The 15,557-nt window shown below is 70.5% G+C and carries 12 protein-coding genes; 8 read left to right on the top strand and 4 right to left on the bottom strand.

Annotated features, from left to right (window positions below; genetic code table 11):
• Window positions 1-145: 145 nt before the first annotated feature.
• Together C4K88_RS15190 and C4K88_RS15185 are read left to right on the top strand one after the other, a co-directional pair.
• Window positions 146-739, top strand: a complete 594-nt coding sequence (locus C4K88_RS15190; protein ID WP_104122473.1) for a hypothetical protein — start codon at window positions 146-148, stop codon at window positions 737-739.
• Window positions 736-3,618 carry a PKD domain-containing protein gene (locus C4K88_RS15185; protein WP_104122471.1) on the top strand — a complete coding sequence of 961 codons (2,883 nt, stop codon included), beginning with the start codon at window positions 736-738 and terminating at the stop codon, window positions 3,616-3,618. Before C4K88_RS15190 ends, C4K88_RS15185 begins: the two co-directional genes overlap by 4 nt.
• A gap of 86 nt (window positions 3,619-3,704) precedes the next feature.
• Here the strand turns inward: C4K88_RS15185 and C4K88_RS15180 are convergent, their stop codons facing one another.
• The 3 genes from C4K88_RS15180 to C4K88_RS15170 form a co-directional block, all read right to left on the bottom strand.
• On the bottom strand, window positions 3,705-6,038 hold the full coding sequence (locus C4K88_RS15180) for a coiled-coil domain-containing protein (protein ID WP_104122470.1): 2,334 nt from the start codon (window positions 6,036-6,038) through the stop codon (window positions 3,705-3,707).
• A 220-nt stretch (window positions 6,039-6,258) separates the two neighbouring features.
• Entirely contained in the window at window positions 6,259-6,555 is a 297-nt protein-coding gene (locus C4K88_RS15175; RefSeq protein ID WP_104122468.1) for a hypothetical protein, read from the bottom strand.
• 99 nt (window positions 6,556-6,654) lie between these two features.
• Window positions 6,655-8,118: a protein adenylyltransferase SelO gene (locus C4K88_RS15170; protein ID WP_104122467.1), complete on the bottom strand. Its 1,464-nt coding sequence runs from the start codon at window positions 8,116-8,118 to the stop codon at window positions 6,655-6,657.
• Window positions 8,119-8,302: 184 nt separating this feature from the next.
• Here C4K88_RS15170 and C4K88_RS17470 point away from each other — a divergent pair, with 184 nt between their 5' ends.
• Entirely contained in the window at window positions 8,303-8,461 is a 159-nt protein-coding gene (locus tag C4K88_RS17470) for a hypothetical protein (RefSeq protein WP_167399064.1), read from the top strand.
• Window positions 8,462-8,531: 70 nt separating this feature from the next.
• Here C4K88_RS17470 and C4K88_RS15165 read toward each other — a convergent pair whose 3' ends face one another.
• Complete coding sequence (locus C4K88_RS15165; RefSeq protein ID WP_104122466.1) at window positions 8,532-9,377, bottom strand: metal-dependent hydrolase; 846 nt, start codon at window positions 9,375-9,377, stop codon at window positions 8,532-8,534.
• Between the two features lie 144 nt (window positions 9,378-9,521).
• Between C4K88_RS15165 and C4K88_RS15160 the strand changes: the two genes are divergently transcribed.
• The 5 genes from C4K88_RS15160 (at window position 9,522) to C4K88_RS15140 (ending at window position 15,427) form a co-directional block, all read left to right on the top strand.
• The gene (locus C4K88_RS15160) at window positions 9,522-10,523 is read left to right on the top strand and encodes an MsnO8 family LLM class oxidoreductase (RefSeq protein WP_104122465.1); all 1,002 of its coding nucleotides are present in this window, start codon (window positions 9,522-9,524) and stop codon (window positions 10,521-10,523) included.
• A gap of 106 nt (window positions 10,524-10,629) precedes the next feature.
• Window positions 10,630-11,574 carry a DUF2382 domain-containing protein gene (locus tag C4K88_RS15155; protein ID WP_104122464.1) on the top strand — a complete coding sequence of 315 codons (945 nt, stop codon included), beginning with the start codon at window positions 10,630-10,632 and terminating at the stop codon, window positions 11,572-11,574.
• A 112-nt stretch (window positions 11,575-11,686) separates the two neighbouring features.
• Window positions 11,687-12,094: a hypothetical protein gene (locus tag C4K88_RS15150; RefSeq protein WP_104122463.1), complete on the top strand. Its 408-nt coding sequence runs from the start codon at window positions 11,687-11,689 to the stop codon at window positions 12,092-12,094.
• Window positions 12,095-12,153: 59 nt separating this feature from the next.
• On the top strand, window positions 12,154-13,287 hold the full coding sequence (locus C4K88_RS15145) for an aminotransferase class V-fold PLP-dependent enzyme (RefSeq protein ID WP_167399063.1): 1,134 nt from the start codon (window positions 12,154-12,156) through the stop codon (window positions 13,285-13,287).
• 322 nt (window positions 13,288-13,609) lie between these two features.
• Window positions 13,610-15,427, top strand: a complete 1,818-nt coding sequence (locus C4K88_RS15140) for an immune inhibitor A domain-containing protein (RefSeq protein ID WP_306418624.1) — start codon at window positions 13,610-13,612, stop codon at window positions 15,425-15,427.
• The last annotated feature ends 130 nt before the right edge of the window (window positions 15,428-15,557 follow it).

Below are 15,557 nucleotides of genomic sequence, written 5' to 3'. Positions count from 1 at the left end.
CCCGCTCGCTCCCGCTGCCGGGCCGCAACCGGCGCAGGCCGGGAATTCCCCCGACACCCCCGGATCCACGCCGCACGAGTCGTCATCACGCGGTCCCGTTCCCCGCGAATCGGCACGGTCCGCGCCGGCGTCGTCGGAGGCCTCGATGCCGTCCGCCCCGGAACCGTCCGCCCCGGAACCGTCCGCCCCGGAACCGACACCTCCTGACCCAGGGGTCTCCGCCCCCGACGTACCGGCTCCGGAAAGCACTGCCGCGTCCAACCGGAGCGAGGATGCCTTCGCTCCCCCCGCCCCCACCGGGAAGATCGTCGACGAGCCTCCGACCGTCGCGCCGGCCAAGGGCTTCGAGGACCCTGCGCCCGTCGCCGAGGGTGTGGCAACCCGGGTGGCGGCGATGAAGGCGGTCGACGGCGAGGCCCGGGGAGTGGGCGAGGTCGGCGGGCCGGCGGTCCAGTTCACGCTCGAAGTGACGAACAGCACGAAGAAGGTCATCTCCCTGGCGGAAGCGGTCGTCAACGTCGAGGCGGGAGCGGACCGTTCCCCGGCAGAACTACTCAGCGGCCCGGGTGCGGTCCCCTTCCCCGCCGAGGTCCGCCCGGGACAGTCGGTCGCGGGTGTGTTCGTCTTCCAGATCCCACCGGAGCAGCGTGATTCCGTCCGCGTGCTGTTCCACTATCAGGCAGTTCTACCGGTCGCAGCCTTCCAGGGCCCAGCGCCACGGCAAGGGGAGGCGCCATGAAGAAGGCCAGCCATTCGGCAGCGGCACGGGTGTGGGGGGAACCGGTCCCCGGACGCCTGCGGTACCGGGAGCTGCCCCGGAGAATCCTGGCGATGACGGCGGCCTGTGTCGTCGCCGCCGCCGCGACGCTCGCAGCCGGCCCGCTCGCCTCGGCGGACACGACGCCGGATCCCGTCACGGCCGCGAATCCACCCACCGTCGCGGCCGATCCGTTGCCGACGGTGCAGGTCGATGGCGTCGTGTGGCAGCAGGTGATCGTGGGCAACACCGTCTATGTCGCGGGTAACTTCACGACGGCCCGTCCGGCGGGGGCGGCTGCCGGGACGAACACGGTGGCGCGCAACCACATCCTGGCGTACGACCTCACGACAGGCGCGCTCGTCCGGTCCTTCGCACCGAGCCTCAACGCGCAGGCCCGGTCCATCGCGGCGTCGCCGGACGGCTCCCGGATCTACGTCGGAGGCGCGTTCACCACGGTCAACGGGACTCCCGCTTCACGGATCGCCGCGCTCGACCCGGCCACGGGCGAGGTCATCCCGTCGTTCAAGCCGGCGCCGAACTCGCGGGTCGACACGATCGTCGCAACGGCCGACGCCGTCTACCTGGGCGGCTGGTTCTCAGCCGTGGGTTCGACCCCACGGGCACGGCTCGCCGCCGTCGACGCGGGTACGGGAGCGCTGCGCAGCTGGAATCCTACGGCGGCCGGCGGCGACGTCGCCGCGATGGTCATCTCCCCGGACCGGACCAAGCTCGTCGTGGGCGGCAGTTTCACGACGCTCAACGGGTCGTCGAATCCCGGGTACGGGCTCGCAGCCGTCGACGCGGCCACAGGCGCAGTGAAGCCCTGGGCCGTCAACGGCCTGGTCCGCGACGGCGGAGTGAATTCGGGAATCACCAGCCTGTCCACCGACGGCACCCACGTGTACGGGACCGGCTATGTGTACGGTTCGGGCGGCAATCTCGAGGGGGCGTTCTCCGCGGACTGGGCGGACGGGGCCCTGACCTGGGTCGAGGACTGCCATGGTGATTCCTACAGCGTCGCTCCGATCGGAGAGGTGGTCTACGCCGTCGGGCACTCCCACCATTGCGGCAATATCGGTGGGTTCCCCGAGCAGTACCCGCAGATCTGGCAGCGTGCAATCGCGTTCAGCAGGAGCGCGACCGGGACGGTCAAACGGAACAGCGTGGGCAATTACTTCAACTTCGCAGGCAATCCCTCACCGTCGCTCCTCACCTGGTTCCCCAAGCTGACCGCCGGAAGCTTCACCGGTCAGTATCAGGCGGCATGGTCGGTGACCGGCAACTCCGACTACGTCGTGTTGGGTGGCGAGTTCCCCAGGGTGAACGGCAAGGCGCAGCAGGGACTCGTGCGCTTCGCTGTCCGTGACATCGCACCGAACAAGACCGGCCCCGATGTCACCGGTGCCGGCGCCAACCCGACCCTCACCTCCCCGGCACCCGGACGGGTCACCGTGAAGTGGACGGCGAACTGGGACTACGACAACGAGAAGCTCACCTACAGGGTGATCCGCGACGGGCAGATCGCCACCCCCGTCCATCAGGTCTCCCAGCAGTCGAGGTTCTGGGAGCGGCCCGTGCTCACGTTCGAGGACTCAGGTCTCGCCCCGTCCTCGACGCACACCTACCGGATCTTCGCCGCCGATCCCTTCGGCAACGAGGTGCGCTCCGAGAGTGTGAGCGTCACCGTCGCGGCGGGCGCGGCGGCGAATGCTCCTCCGGTGGCAGCGTTCACGCAGGCGTCCAGCGGCCTGACGGCGTCCTTCGACGCCTCCACGTCGGCCGATTCCGACGGCACCATCGCCTCGTACAGATGGGACTTCGGGGACGGGACCACCGGCGCGGGCATGACGGCCTCGCACCAGTACACCGCCGGGGGCACCTATCCGGTGAAGCTCACGGTGACGGACGACGCCGGCGCCATCCACACGACGTCCAAGGCGGTCACGGTCGAGGCAGCAGCACCCGTCAACACCCCTCCGACGGCGGCGTTCACGCAGACGTCCAGCGGCCTGACCGCGTCCTTCGACGCCTCCACGTCGACCGATCCGGACGGCACCGTCGCCTCCTATGCGTGGACCTTCGGGGACGGGACCACCGGCACGGGAGTCAAGGCTTCGAAGACCTACGCTGCGGCAGGCAGCTATCTGGTGACTCTGAAGGTGACCGACAACGCCGGGGAGCCGAACTCCGTGTCCAGTGCCGTGACCGTGACAGCTGCGGAGCAGCCCGGGACCGGACTCGCACGCGACGCATTCGCGCGGGTCGTCACCGGTGGCTGGGGTAGCGCCGACGTCGGTGGGGCCTGGGGGGCCCAGGGATCCACGAGCAAGTACTCGGTCGACGGAAGCGCCGGGGTGGTGAAGCTCGCAGCCGCGGCCTCGAGCGGCACGGTACGGCTCGACGCCGTATCCTCGCTGACCACCGATACCCGATTCACGACCGCACTCGACAGAGTCCCCGACGGGGGAGGCCTGCACCTGACCGTGCTCGGCCGCGATCTGGGAGGAACCGGGGACTACCGGGCGAAGCTCCTGATCGTGGGTACCGGCATGTCCCTGATCACCGAGAAGTCCGTGAACGGGACGGTGAGCCGACTCGGGAGCGCCTCCCTGCCCCTGACCCTCGGCGTGACGGACACCTACAACGTACGGGTCCGCGTATCGGGTACGGCCCCGGCCACGGTTCAGGCGAAGGTGTGGAAGGTGGGAACGGCGGAGCCGACGGCATGGCAGCTCACATCGACCGACTCCGAACCGGCACTCCAGACCGCAGGGTCGGTGGCTGTGACCGCCTACCTTTCGGGCTCTGCGACGGTGGCGCCGCTGCAGGTCCGGTTCGACGACTTCCTCGTCCAGTAGTGTCAGGAGGCATCCCGGGCAGTGAGCCGCATACGAGGGAGGCCTGGGCGTGGCCCAGGCCTCCCTCCCTCTTACGCGGGTGAGCGTCAGGCCACGCAGCCGCCGAGCAGGATCTGGCCGTCGATGGCCTTGATCTGCCCCTGGACCGCACCGAGCCGGTCCTGAAGCGTCTTGACCGTGGCCCGTTGCGCAGCGATGGCGTCCTTGTTCGCCTTCTTCTGTGCCTCGAGACCGCGGAGGACTGCCTGCGCGTCGGTGACCTGCTTGTCGAGGGTGGTCAGTTGTCCCTGCAGGGTCTTCAGCTGGGCCTCGGTGGCGCTGATCTCGCCGTTCAGGTTGTCGAGCTGCGTGAGGAGCGGCGCCACCCGGCCCTGGAGGGCGAGCACCTCCGACTCCTTCGTGGTGATGCCGGCGTTCAGGCCGGCCAGCGCGGAGACCAGCCGGTCGATCTCGGCGTTCAGTGCGCCCATGTCGGCGTGCTTGTCGGCGAAGGCCTTCGCGGAGCTGTCCGCCGCGGCCTGGAGCGTGGGCAGACGGTCCTGCAGGCCGGCGAGATCAGCGGCCTTCGCCGCAACTGCTGCGGTGGCCGACGCGAGCTGAGCCTCGGCGCCCGCCAGATCGGTTCGCGCAGTGTCGAGGACGCCCTTCTGGGTGGTGATCGCTGCCTGTGCTGCCTCGACCCCGTCGGTGAGACCGGGAAGCTCGGCCTCGAGATCGGCGACGACCTTCTCCTGCGCTGCGACGGCATCGCGGGCTTCGGCGGCTGCCGCCGTGAGGGCCGGGAGCTGTCCCTGCAGGGTCGTGACGCCCTGCTGCTGGGTGGCAACCGCGGCCTTGGCGTCGGTGAGGGCCGTCTGCAGCGCCGGGAGCTGGCCCTGCAGCGCCTTCACCTCGGCGTCCTTGGCCACGACGGCGGCGTTCGCCGTCGTCAGGGCGGCCTGCAGGGGTGCGGCCTCCTGCTGCAGGGTGCTGCTTTCACCCTGCTTGGCCAGCAGTTGCGCGTTGAGGGTGTCCACCTGGCCCTGCAGGGTCTTGAGATCGCCCTGCAGTCCTGCGATCTGCGTGCTCTTGTCCGTGATCTTCGCGTTCACGGCGGTGAGTTCCACCTGCTTCGCTGTGCGCTGATCCATCAGGGCCCTCCTGGTGGGGTTGTTGCCGTTGATCGCGTCGATCTGCTTGGTCAGCGTTGCGATCTCGCCCTCGAGGGTCCTCTTCTGGGTCTGCAGGGCGGCCAGCTCGTTCTGCGCAGTGGTGATGGCGCCCTGTTTCGCCGTGATTTCGCTGCTCTTCGCGGAGATGTCCTTCTGCAGCTTCGAGATCTCGGCGGACACGGTGGTGATGCGGGCGCTGTTGGCGGTGACGGCCTCGGCGGCTTCGGCGGCAGTCGCGCGGAGGGGCGTGAGTTCGGCTTCGGCGGCACTGATCGCGGCCTGCTGCGCGGTGACGGCCTCGGCGGCCTGCCCTGCGGCGGCATCGAGGGCGAGGAGATCGGCCTGCGCGGCGGTAATGGCCGCGTTCTGCGCCGTGACGGCGTCCGCGGCTGTTGCGGCGTCGGCCTGCAGGGTCGTCAGCGTCCGGGTGGCGGCCTCGATCTCGGCCCGTTGGGCATCGAGGGCGGACTGCGCGGCGGTGCCGGTGGTAAGGAGCTGATCGAGGGCGGCCTCGGCATCGGCCACGGTCTGCTGCGCGGCGCCGACCGCGGCGGCCGACTCCTCCGCGGTTGTCGTGAGGGACGCCAGGTCGCCCTGCGCACCTGCAATGGCGGCGTTCTGCAGCGCCACATCGGCCGCCGTCCGGTCCGCGGCGGCCTGGAGGCCGGCCAGCTCGTTGGTGGCGAGGCGAAGCGCCTCCTGCCGGGTCTGGACCTCGGCCGTCGCCGTGACTGCCTGCTTCTTCAGGTCCTCCGCCTCCGCCTGGGCGGCCGCCAGGTCCGCCTGGAGCGGGCTCAGCGCTGCGACGGCGGCGGTGTGCTGCGACTGCAGGCCGGCGAGCTCCGTGGTGGCTGCCTCGATGGCTTTCGCGGTGTCCGCCTGCTGCTCGATGAGCGCAGCGACCTCGGCGGTTGTGCTCTTCAGGTCGGTATCCAGCTTGGCGCTCTCGGCCTCGAGCGCGGCGAGCGCTGCCGTGGCGGCGTCGACCTGCCCCTTGAGGGTGGTGGCCTGCGTCTGGAGCGCCGACCGTTCGGACTGCAGGGCGGTGATGCGGTCCGCGTTCTTCCGCGCCGCGTTCTTCAGCAGGCTCTCCTGCACGGTCCCGCGGTGGGCCAGCTGATTCACGACGCCGTTGCACACCCCCGCTGTCGGCCCGGGCTGCGCGGACGCCTGCGGGGCGAAGACCAGGGCTCCTCCGAGGATCCCGGGCAGGAGGACGGCGCTCGCGAGGCGGCGGGTGAGGGCGGATCGTGTCGTGCTGGTGCGCATGTGTACTCCTGGGGCTCGGGTGGCATCAGTGCCTCCCACAAGCTATGGAGAATTGTTCACACAGGAAACAGTGCTACCTACTCAAGAAACAGCGGCAACCACTTGGTTTTCGTGCCGAACTACGTATCCCCTGAGGCAGGTGGTAGCCGTCGACGCCCCCGGCGTCACCGTCACCGGAGGTGCGCCGTCGGTGGCCGAGCGGGATGCGGATCGAGCAGTACTACGCGCCCGGTGAGTCGTCCGCGAGGAGGCGCTGGATCTGCTCGGGGGCGTCGTCGTAGGTCGCCAGGATGTCCTCGAGGTCGATCATCGGCGGGAAGTCGATGACCGACTGGTGCCGTGACAGGAACCGCGCTGTCGCCTCGACGACCGCCACCTCGTCCGCCTCGGGTCCTCCGAGGCGGCCCTGCAGGTCGGGGTTCATCCGGAACAGCGACTCCACCGACTGCCCTTCAGCCTCGGTCCGTACGCGGTACTCGTTGTCGTTGACCCGGGTGATGTCGAAGGATGCACTCATGGCGGCAACGCTACGCGGTCGGGCCGGCGGCACCCGCGAACCGTTCGTCGGTGGACAAACCGCGACCCGAGCCGGATGGCCCTTCGACGCCCCGCGCTCTCAGGTGCCGCAGTACGTCGTGTACGCCCCGAAGTCGTCCGGCGCCGCAGCGGCGTAGCGCTCCCTGCCGGGCTGCTCCACGAAGGGTGCCGTGACGACCTCGAGCAACCGGGTCAGCGGGTCCAGGTCGCCGGCGGTCGCGGCGCCCAGGGCCTCCTCGACGAGATGGTTCCGCGGGATGTACACGGGGTTCACGCGGTCCATCGCGTCGGCGTCGGGCGTGTGGGCGAGCCACCGCTCGGCCCAGGCGTCGAAGGCGGCGACGTCGAGCACCCTGTCCCGTGCCGGGCGGGCGTCGCCGCGAACCACGGAGCTCAGGCCCCGGAAGAAGGACGTGTAGTCGACGTGGTTGTCCTGCAGGAGGGTGAGGACGTCGTTGGCCAGCGAGGACGCGACGTCGTCGTCGACGGCGTCGGGCAGGCCCAGCTTGGCCCTCATCCCAGCCAGCCAGGCGGCACTGTACTGCGGGCGGAACGCCTCGAGCGCGGCGACGGCGAGCGGGATCGCCCGTTCCTGGTCGTCATCGATGAGCGGCAGCAGGGTCTCGGCGAGCCGTGCGAGGTTCCACTCCGCGATGAGCGGCTGGTTCGCGTAGGCGTAGCGGCCGTCGCGGTCGATGGAGCTGTACACGGCGGCATAGTCGAAGACGTCCAGGAAGGCGCACGGCCCGTAGTCGATCGTCTCGCCGGAGATGGTCATGTTGTCCGTGTTCATCACGCCGTGGACGAATCCCGTGAGCATCCACTGCGCCACGAGCGAGGCCTGCGCTGCCACGACCGCGTCGAGCAGGGCGAGGTGGGGTTTCTCGGCCGTGGCGGCAGCGGGGTAGTGCCGGCTGATCGCGTGGTCGGCGAGGCGTTCGAGGAGGTTCGGGTTGCCGGTGGCAGCGGCGTACTGGAAGCTGCCGACCCGCAGGTGGCTGCTTGCGACCCGCGTCAGGACGGCGCCGGGCAGCATCGTCTCGCGGCGCACGTCGCGGCCGGTGGCGACGACGGCGAGGGAGCGCGTGGTGGGAATGCCGAGCGCCTGCATGGCCTCGCTCACGACGAATTCGCGCAGCATGGGCCCGACGGCGGCGAGCCCGTCACCACCGCGCGCGAAGGGTGTGCGCCCGGACCCCTTGAGATGTACGTCGCGGAGGCTGCCGTCGACGGCGGTGATCTCCCCCAGCAGCAGCGCGCGGCCGTCCCCGAGGCCCGGGTTGAAGCTGCCGAACTGGTGGCCCGCGTAGGCCTGGGCCACCGGCGTCGCGCCGTCCGGTGCGGACGTGCCGACCAGCAACGCCAGCCCTGCGGACGTGCGGAGGAACGCCGGGTCGAGCCCGAGCTCCGCGGCGAGCGGCTCGTTGAGGACGAGGAGGGTGGGGTGGGGGGTGTCCGCCGCCTGCCACGGGACCGCCATCTCGGGGAGGTCCCGCGCGAAGCGTCCGTCGAAGGTGATCCTGGAATCTGTCGGCACGCTCATGTGCCCACCGTACGCCCGTGCGCCGGGTTGCCGGACCCCGCCGGAAGAGTTGCAGAACGGAAGCTTTTCGGCTCGACTGCCGAGCCGGCTGGGCATCGTCATCGCCGGGAGACGGACCGCATGCAGTAAACTAGTAAGCCACCTGATCATCCCGGGTGCAGACGCGCAACCAAAGGAGACCATCATGGGAATCAGCAACACGCTCAAGAACGCCGCAGGCCGTTACCTCAGCAGCAAGAACGGCGGCACCGCCGGCAAGTCCACCGGGGCCGCCCGCCGCGGCACGCCCGTCCCCGCGGGCAAGGCCGGCGGGATCCTCCGCGGCCTGCTGAACCGCCGCTAGTCGCGAGGCCCGGGCCCTGATCCTTCGGGATCAGGGCCCGGCCATCTCGAGTACCTCCCCGCGCCGCTGATCATCCGCCGCCGGTGAGGCGCGCGACCACCGCTGCGCCGTTGTCCATCTTCAGGACGGCCCAGCCGATCCCCCCGAGCGCGTAGAGCGAGACGGGCACCAGCAGGCACCACTCGCGGAGCGAGCCGGCGTTGCCGAGGACGGGCACCGCGATGTTGCCGTTGGGACGCCAGACCTGGGCGACGACGGGCATCTTCGCCAGACTCCGCGGCCTCCTGAGTCGGAACGGGTACACCGGATTGCAGCCGCCGGTGGTCAGCATGTCCCCGAGGATGTGCACCACGACGCCGATGCCCACGGCGAGCGGGAACCAGAACTGCTCCTCGGGCGCGAACGCCGTGATGAATGCGCCGGCGGTGAGCCCCACGGCCCACGGCGATTTCCGCATACGGTCCGGAATGATCTTCAGGGCCTTCGCAGCGAAGGAGACCAGCAGCACCGTCAGTAGTCCCGCCCCCGGATAGACGGTGCCGAAATCGGCGGTCTCGACGGTCCACAGCCCCGCGATGAACGCGACGGCGACGAACGCCGCCACCCCGAGCAGCGAGTGGGTGCCGCGCCGATGGCCGCCCGAGATCGCGCCGACACCGGCGCAGAACAGATTGGACAGCGGCGGCAGCGAGTGCGCGATCGTGGCGCTGTGATGATCGGCGTCGGGCAGGAGCGCCGCACCCGCCGTCACCAGGGCCCCGGTGATCACACCGACGGGACTGACGTCGAGGAGTCCGAGGCCCAGGGTGACCGACTCGGGCAGGACGGGAAGCCAACCGGCCACCGGCACCTCGATCCGGGTGGTCGCGGCGACCCAGGCGGCAGCGCCGCAGGCAGCATGGTGGGCGCCCATCATGGCGGGGAGTCCTTCCGATCGAGACCACGCCGCGCCGCAGCGGCGGCCGGCGATGAGAATCCATCCTGTCGCGCGCCACCCCCATTCCTCGAACAGCGGGTTCGGCCTGCGGAATGACGCCGACGGGCCAGGGGTTCCCTCCATATGCCCCTTCCCTTCGCCGCCCTCTCGATCCTCGACCGGGCCCAGTCCCGGACCGGCTCCTCCGAGGCCGACGCCCTGCACCACGTGATCGCCCGGGCGCAACGCGCGGAACGGCTCGGCTACCGGCGGTTCTGGGTCGCGGAACACCACGGCGTGCCCGGCATCGCAGGGTCCGTGCCCGCCGTCCTCGCGGCCGCGGTGGCCTCCGCGACGTCGTCGATCCGGATCGGGACCGGCGGGATCATGCTGCCGAACCACCAGCCCCTGGTGGTCGCCGAGCAGGCGGCGACCCTGACCGCGCTGACCGGCGGCCGGTTCGACCTCGGCGTCGGCCGCTCGCTCGGTTTCACGTCCGCGGTCCGGTCCGCGCTGCGGGCGGACAAGGAGGCGTCCGGCCGATTCGAGCGGGACCTCACCGAGCTCCTCGCCTTCCTCGAAGGCACCGCCCCCGTCACCGCGCGTCCGACCGACGGCGGCCGGACGCCCGTCTTCGTCCTCGCCACGGGCCAGGGCCTGGACATCGCGGCGCGTGCGGGCCTCGCCGTCGTGCTCGGTGGACCGGCCCTGCTCCGGGACGCCGACCCCGCCCTCGAGCGCTACCGGGAGTCCTTCCGCGCGTCCCGCTGGTGGGATGCGCCGTACGTCACGGTGTCACTGAACGTGGCCGTGGCGGGCACGACGGCGGCGGCGCGGCACCTGCTCCTGCCCGAGGCCCGGGCGCTCGCCGTCTCCCGGACGATGGGGTCCTTCCCTCCGCTCGATGCTGCCGCGGTCGCGCTGACGGAGCGGCAGGATGGTCTCGTGCGGGAGTCCCTCGCCGCGGCCGTGTACGGGACGGAGGACGAGGTGGAGCAACAGCTCACCGCGCTCCAGGGGCGCACGGGCGCCGACGAGCTGATGGTCAGCGGCGGGGCCCACGACCTCGACGCCCAGGCGGCCTCGGACGGGCTGCTGGCCGCGCTCGCCCGGCCCCGTCTGCCCACGGCAGGCGTCGTCAGCTGACCGCCGCCCTGCCGCAATAGTAAGCCTGCTTGTTATTCGGGGTCGCATCGCTCTACTCTGTGGTCAAGGCGCCGCTTCGGGCGGCACCACCGACGACAGGAACCCCATGCTCACGATGCACGATCTCGATCCCCTGCTCGGCCACCGCTCCGCGGTCGTCACGGACGAGGGGGACAGGGTGGGGTCGATCGGCGAGGTGTATCTGAATGACGACTCCGAGGCGCCGGCGTGGGTGACCGTCCACACGGGACTGTTCGGCACGAAGGAGTCCTTCGTGCCGCTCGAGGGCGCTACCGTGCAGGGTGACCGGCTCGTCGTCGCCTATTCACGCGACCTCATCCGGAACGCGCCGTCGATCGAGCGCGACGGCCACCTCGGCCCGGAGGACAAGGGCGTCCTGTACGCGCACTACGGCCTCGATGAGATGACAGCGACGACGGCGACGACCGGTCGCGACGTGGAGGCTGGCAACGCGTCGGGAGACGCCGCGGTCACCCGTGAGCGGCGCGGCAACGGCTCACCCTGGATGGTCCGTTCGGAGGAGCGGCTCCGCGTCGGGACCGAGACGCACGAGGCGGCCCGCGTCCGGCTGCGGAAGTACGTGGTCACCGAGGAGGCCAGCCGGACGGTGCCGCTGCTGAGGGAGGAGCTGCTGATCGAGCGGGAGCCGATCACGACGCGCAACGCACCGGCGGACGGGTCGCTCTTCCAGGAGGAGGTCGTCGAGCTCGTGAGCCATGAGGAGCAGGCCGTGATCCTGGGCCGGGACACCGTGCTCGTCGAGCGGGTCCGCCTGGCTAGAACCACCGTCACCGGCAGGGCCACGGTGAGGGAGGAGGTGCGGAAGGAACGCATCGTCACGAGTGTCGACGGCGACGCGGCGGTCGATTCCGAGGCCTTCGGCCCCGGGGCCCGCACCCGCCGGTCCGCTGGCCGCGTGCGCGGCAGAGCCGCCGGGCGCGGACAGGCTGCATCGACCGACGACCAGGCGGACAGGATCGTCACCAACACCCCGAACCCGCTGCTGAAGGGCAAGAACAAGCGGCGGTGACCAGGCGCCGATCGTTCCTGCTCCCGGGCGATCGCGGCGCAGGAGGAGGGTCCGTAGCCGGGCCGACTCCGCGTGCAAGGATGAGAAGAACTGCACTCACACTGGGGGAATCGTGAAGAAACTACTGACACTCACCGCGCTGCTGCTCGCTCTCACCGCCTGCGGATCGCAGGAGCCGTCGTCGGAGGCGGCGCAGCAGCCGGCAGCCGAAGCATCGCAGGCGCCGGCGTCCGAGGCGCCGCAGCAGCTGTCCACGGAGGAGACGTGCGCCGAACTGGAGGAGTCCTTCGGGATCTTCGAGTCCGAGGATCCTACGGACGAGCAGATCGCGGCACTTGCGAGCCAGCTCGACGACCTGGCGACGAGGGCGTCCGATCCCCTGCAGGATTCGATCGGAACTCTGGGCGGCCTGATCGCCAAAGGAAAGGCAGCCCTCCAAACGGAGGCAGCGGAGGATCCCGCGGTCATGGAGCAGTTCGAAGCCGCTATTGAAACGGCCGAGAAGGAATGCGGTCTCTAGATCGTCGGGCTCCGCGGAGAACCGGCCGCGAACCGTAGGCGGCTCGATAGGAGATGAGCATGAGCGGTCCCACGCCGCATGATGACGCCCTCGCGTCCTACCAGGCGTCCTTCTCGGAAGCGCGTGGGTTCCTGAACTTCGCGAGTTACGGGCCGCCGTCGCACGCGGTGCGCCAACGGGTGACGCACCTCATGGAGCTCGCGGCCGACGGCGGCAGCGGCACGAACGACACCCTGTACGGGGAAACTGTCCGTGCCCGGGAATCCTTCGCGCGCCTCAGCGGCTTCCCCGTCGGGAACGTCGGGCTGACCGGCAGTACCTCGCTCGGCCTGTTCCAGGTGGCGTTCGGCCTGACCGGCGGCTCCGTGCTCGTCAGTGCCGGCGAGTTCCCGGCCAACACCTACCCCTGGCTCCGCTCCCGTGCCGCGGGGCGGGCGCGCGTCGAGCTCGTCGGCGGGCCCGGCACCCGCATGACGCCCGACGTCGTCGCCCGTTCCCTCACCCCGGACACCGTCGCGGTGAGTGTCAGCGCCGTCGACTTCCGCACCGGCTACCGCGCGGACCTCGCTGGCATCCGCGCAGTGATCGGCGCCGACCGGCTGCTGGTGGTCGACGGCATCCAGGCCTTCGGCGTCGCGGACCTCGACTGGACCCAGGCCGACGTCCTGGTCGTCGGCGCGCAGAAGTGGATCCGCGCCGGCTGGGGTGCGGCCGCCCTCGCCCTGTCGCCGCAGGGCATGGAGCGGATCGAGCCGCTGCTCACCGGGTGGACGGGCGTCACCGATTCCGGCAGGTACGACGGCGAGGAGCACCCGCCGCTGCCCGGAGCGGGGCGCTTCTCCCTCTCGAACCTCTCGCCCTACGCGACCGGCGCCTTCGCCGAGGCTCTGGCCCTGATCGAGACGGTGGGTGTGCCGGTCATCGAGGGCGTCGTGGCAGCCCAGGCCCAGGCGCTGGGCGACCACCTCGACGCCGCCGGGGTGCCGGTCCTCTCGCCGCGGAACCGCCCGGAGGCCGCGGGGATCGTGGTGGCGGGCATCCCCGGGCGTGCGGCCGAGGCCCACGCCGCCCTGGCGGACGCCGGGATCACGGCGACGCTCCACGGCGAGGACCGTCTCCGCCTCTCCGTTCACGCGACCACCCGCTCCGCAGCATTCTCCGAGGCCGCGGCGGTCCTGGCGACGTTCGCCTGAGGCCGCCCGCGCCGTCGTGTCCCGGTTTCAGACGGGAGGGGACTGAAGGTCGGCGTGTTCCGCCGCGACACGCGGTCGGTGGCGTGAAAGCCGTGCACGACGACGCGTGCTCGGGTGGGCGACGGCGTCCGCACTATACGACCGCCTACCCCCTCGCGCCAGAGTGCACCAAGAAGATGGTTCACAGTGGGCAACCGATTGCCGAAGTGTCCGAACCCGGTGCTACGGTCCACACCATGTGACTCAGGCAACATGTTTGGTCATCGTAGGCACCGGCTCCATCGATGCCTGCACAGCTGGGACATTTCACAGAGGAGAACCCTTGAATTCCATCACTCGTACCCGCGGGCTGCGGTGCGCGATGGCGCTCGCCGTGACCGGCGCCGTCGTCCTTGCGCCCGTGAGCGCGCAGGCCACGCCCGGCCGCGCACCCGCCGCGCCGTCGTCCACCTCCTCGCCCAGCGCCGACGGCGGTGCCGCGAGGCTCGACGACCGCTCGGACCCCGCGGCCGATGCGCGCCGCGACCTCAATCAGCAGGCCCTCGGGAAGGTCCTCTCCGGAGAAGCGAAGGTCGAGGACCGGAACGGCTCGAAGGCCGTCAAGATGGCTCCCGGCCAGTGGGCGCAGTACGGACTGCAGGACAGCGACCAGATCCTGTCCTTCCTCGTCGACTTCGGCACCAAGATCGACCCGCGCTTCCCCGCGTCGACCGCCGGACCCACGCACGGCGCCATCAAGGAACCGAACCGGACGGTGGACAACTCCACCTACTGGACCAACTCCTTCGACCGCCAGCACTACCTCGACATGTTCTTCAGCGAGGACGGCGAGTCCCTCAAGAGCGTCTACGGCGAGATGTCGAGCGGCCGGTACACGGTCGACGGCGACGTCAGCGACTGGGTGACCGTCCCGTACAACTCGGCCAGCTACGGCGAGACCGAGAGCCAGGCGGACATGACCCGCTTCGTGCAGGACACCGCGAACGCCTGGTACGACTCCCAGGTCGCGGCCGGGAAGACTGCCGCCGAGATCGATGCGTATCTCGAGACGTTCGACCAGTGGGACCGCTACGACTTCGACAAGGACGGCGACTTCGACGAGGCCGACGGCTACATCGACCACTTCCAGGCCATCCACGCCGGTGAGGGCGAGGAGGCCGGGGCGGCGTCGTCGGCCATCTGGTCGCACCGCTGGGCCGTGGGCCAGGCGGGCCGCGGGACCGCGGGCCCGTCCGCGAACCCCTTCGGCGGCATCAAGATCGGCGAGTCCGACGTCTGGATCCGCGACTACACCACGGAGCCCGAGAACGGCGGCCTGGGGGTCTTCGCGCACGAGTACGGCCACGACCTCGGCCTGCCCGACCTGTACGACACCAGCGGCGGCGAGAACGGCACCGGCTTCTGGACGCTCATGAGCTCCGGCTCCTGGCTCGGCCACGGCGACGGTTCGATCGGCACCACCCCGAACCACATGGGGGCCTGGGAGAAGCTGCAGCTCGGCTGGCTCGACTACGACGTCGCCACGGCGGGCGAGAAGTCGACCCACAAGATCGGCCCGTCCTACCACGCCACGAAGGCCCCGCAGGCCGTCGTCGTGAACCTGCCCAAGGACGCGGCCGGCAAGAACCGCTTCTACATCGCCGAGAACCGTGTCTACGCGGGCTACGACGCCACGCTCGCCACCGGCCCGTACAACTTCGGCTGGGGCGTCACCGCGCCGGACACCGTGGAGCACTACGCCTATCAGGACGGCCTGAGCATCACCTACTGGAATACGGCGCAGAGCAACAACAACACGCGCCAGCACCCGGGTGCGGGCCTCGCCCTGCCGGTGGACGCCCACCCGAAGGCTCTGACGTGGTCGGACGGCACGATCGTCCGCAACCGCATCCAGAGCTTCGACGCCACGTTCGGCAAGCAGGCCACCGATGCACTCAGCCTGCACCGTGAGACGGCGGCGGGCGTCACCACGCTCACCGCTCCGTCGCAGCCCGGGGTCGCCGTCTTCGACGACACCAACCCGAACGCGTACTACGACGCCACGAACCCGCAGGGCTCCGTCGTCGTCGCCGGTACGGGGACGAAGATCGAGGTCGTCCAGTCCAATTCGACGGGCATGCTGACCCTCCAGGTCCGCTAGTTCGGATGCACAGCAGGAGCCGGGAGGTCACTCCCGGCTCCTGCTGCGTCTGGCCGTCCGTGCCGCCGTTCCCGTCCTCGGCGGTCTGCGCCGTCGTGTCCGGGTTTCAGGCGGTGGCAAGCTGGACGAC

The sequence above is a fragment of the Arthrobacter pityocampae genome (assembly GCF_002927275.1).
Classification (GTDB): Bacteria; Actinomycetota; Actinomycetes; order Actinomycetales; family Micrococcaceae; genus Arthrobacter_D; species Arthrobacter_D pityocampae.
This window is presented reverse-complemented; position numbering and strand designations above follow the sequence as displayed.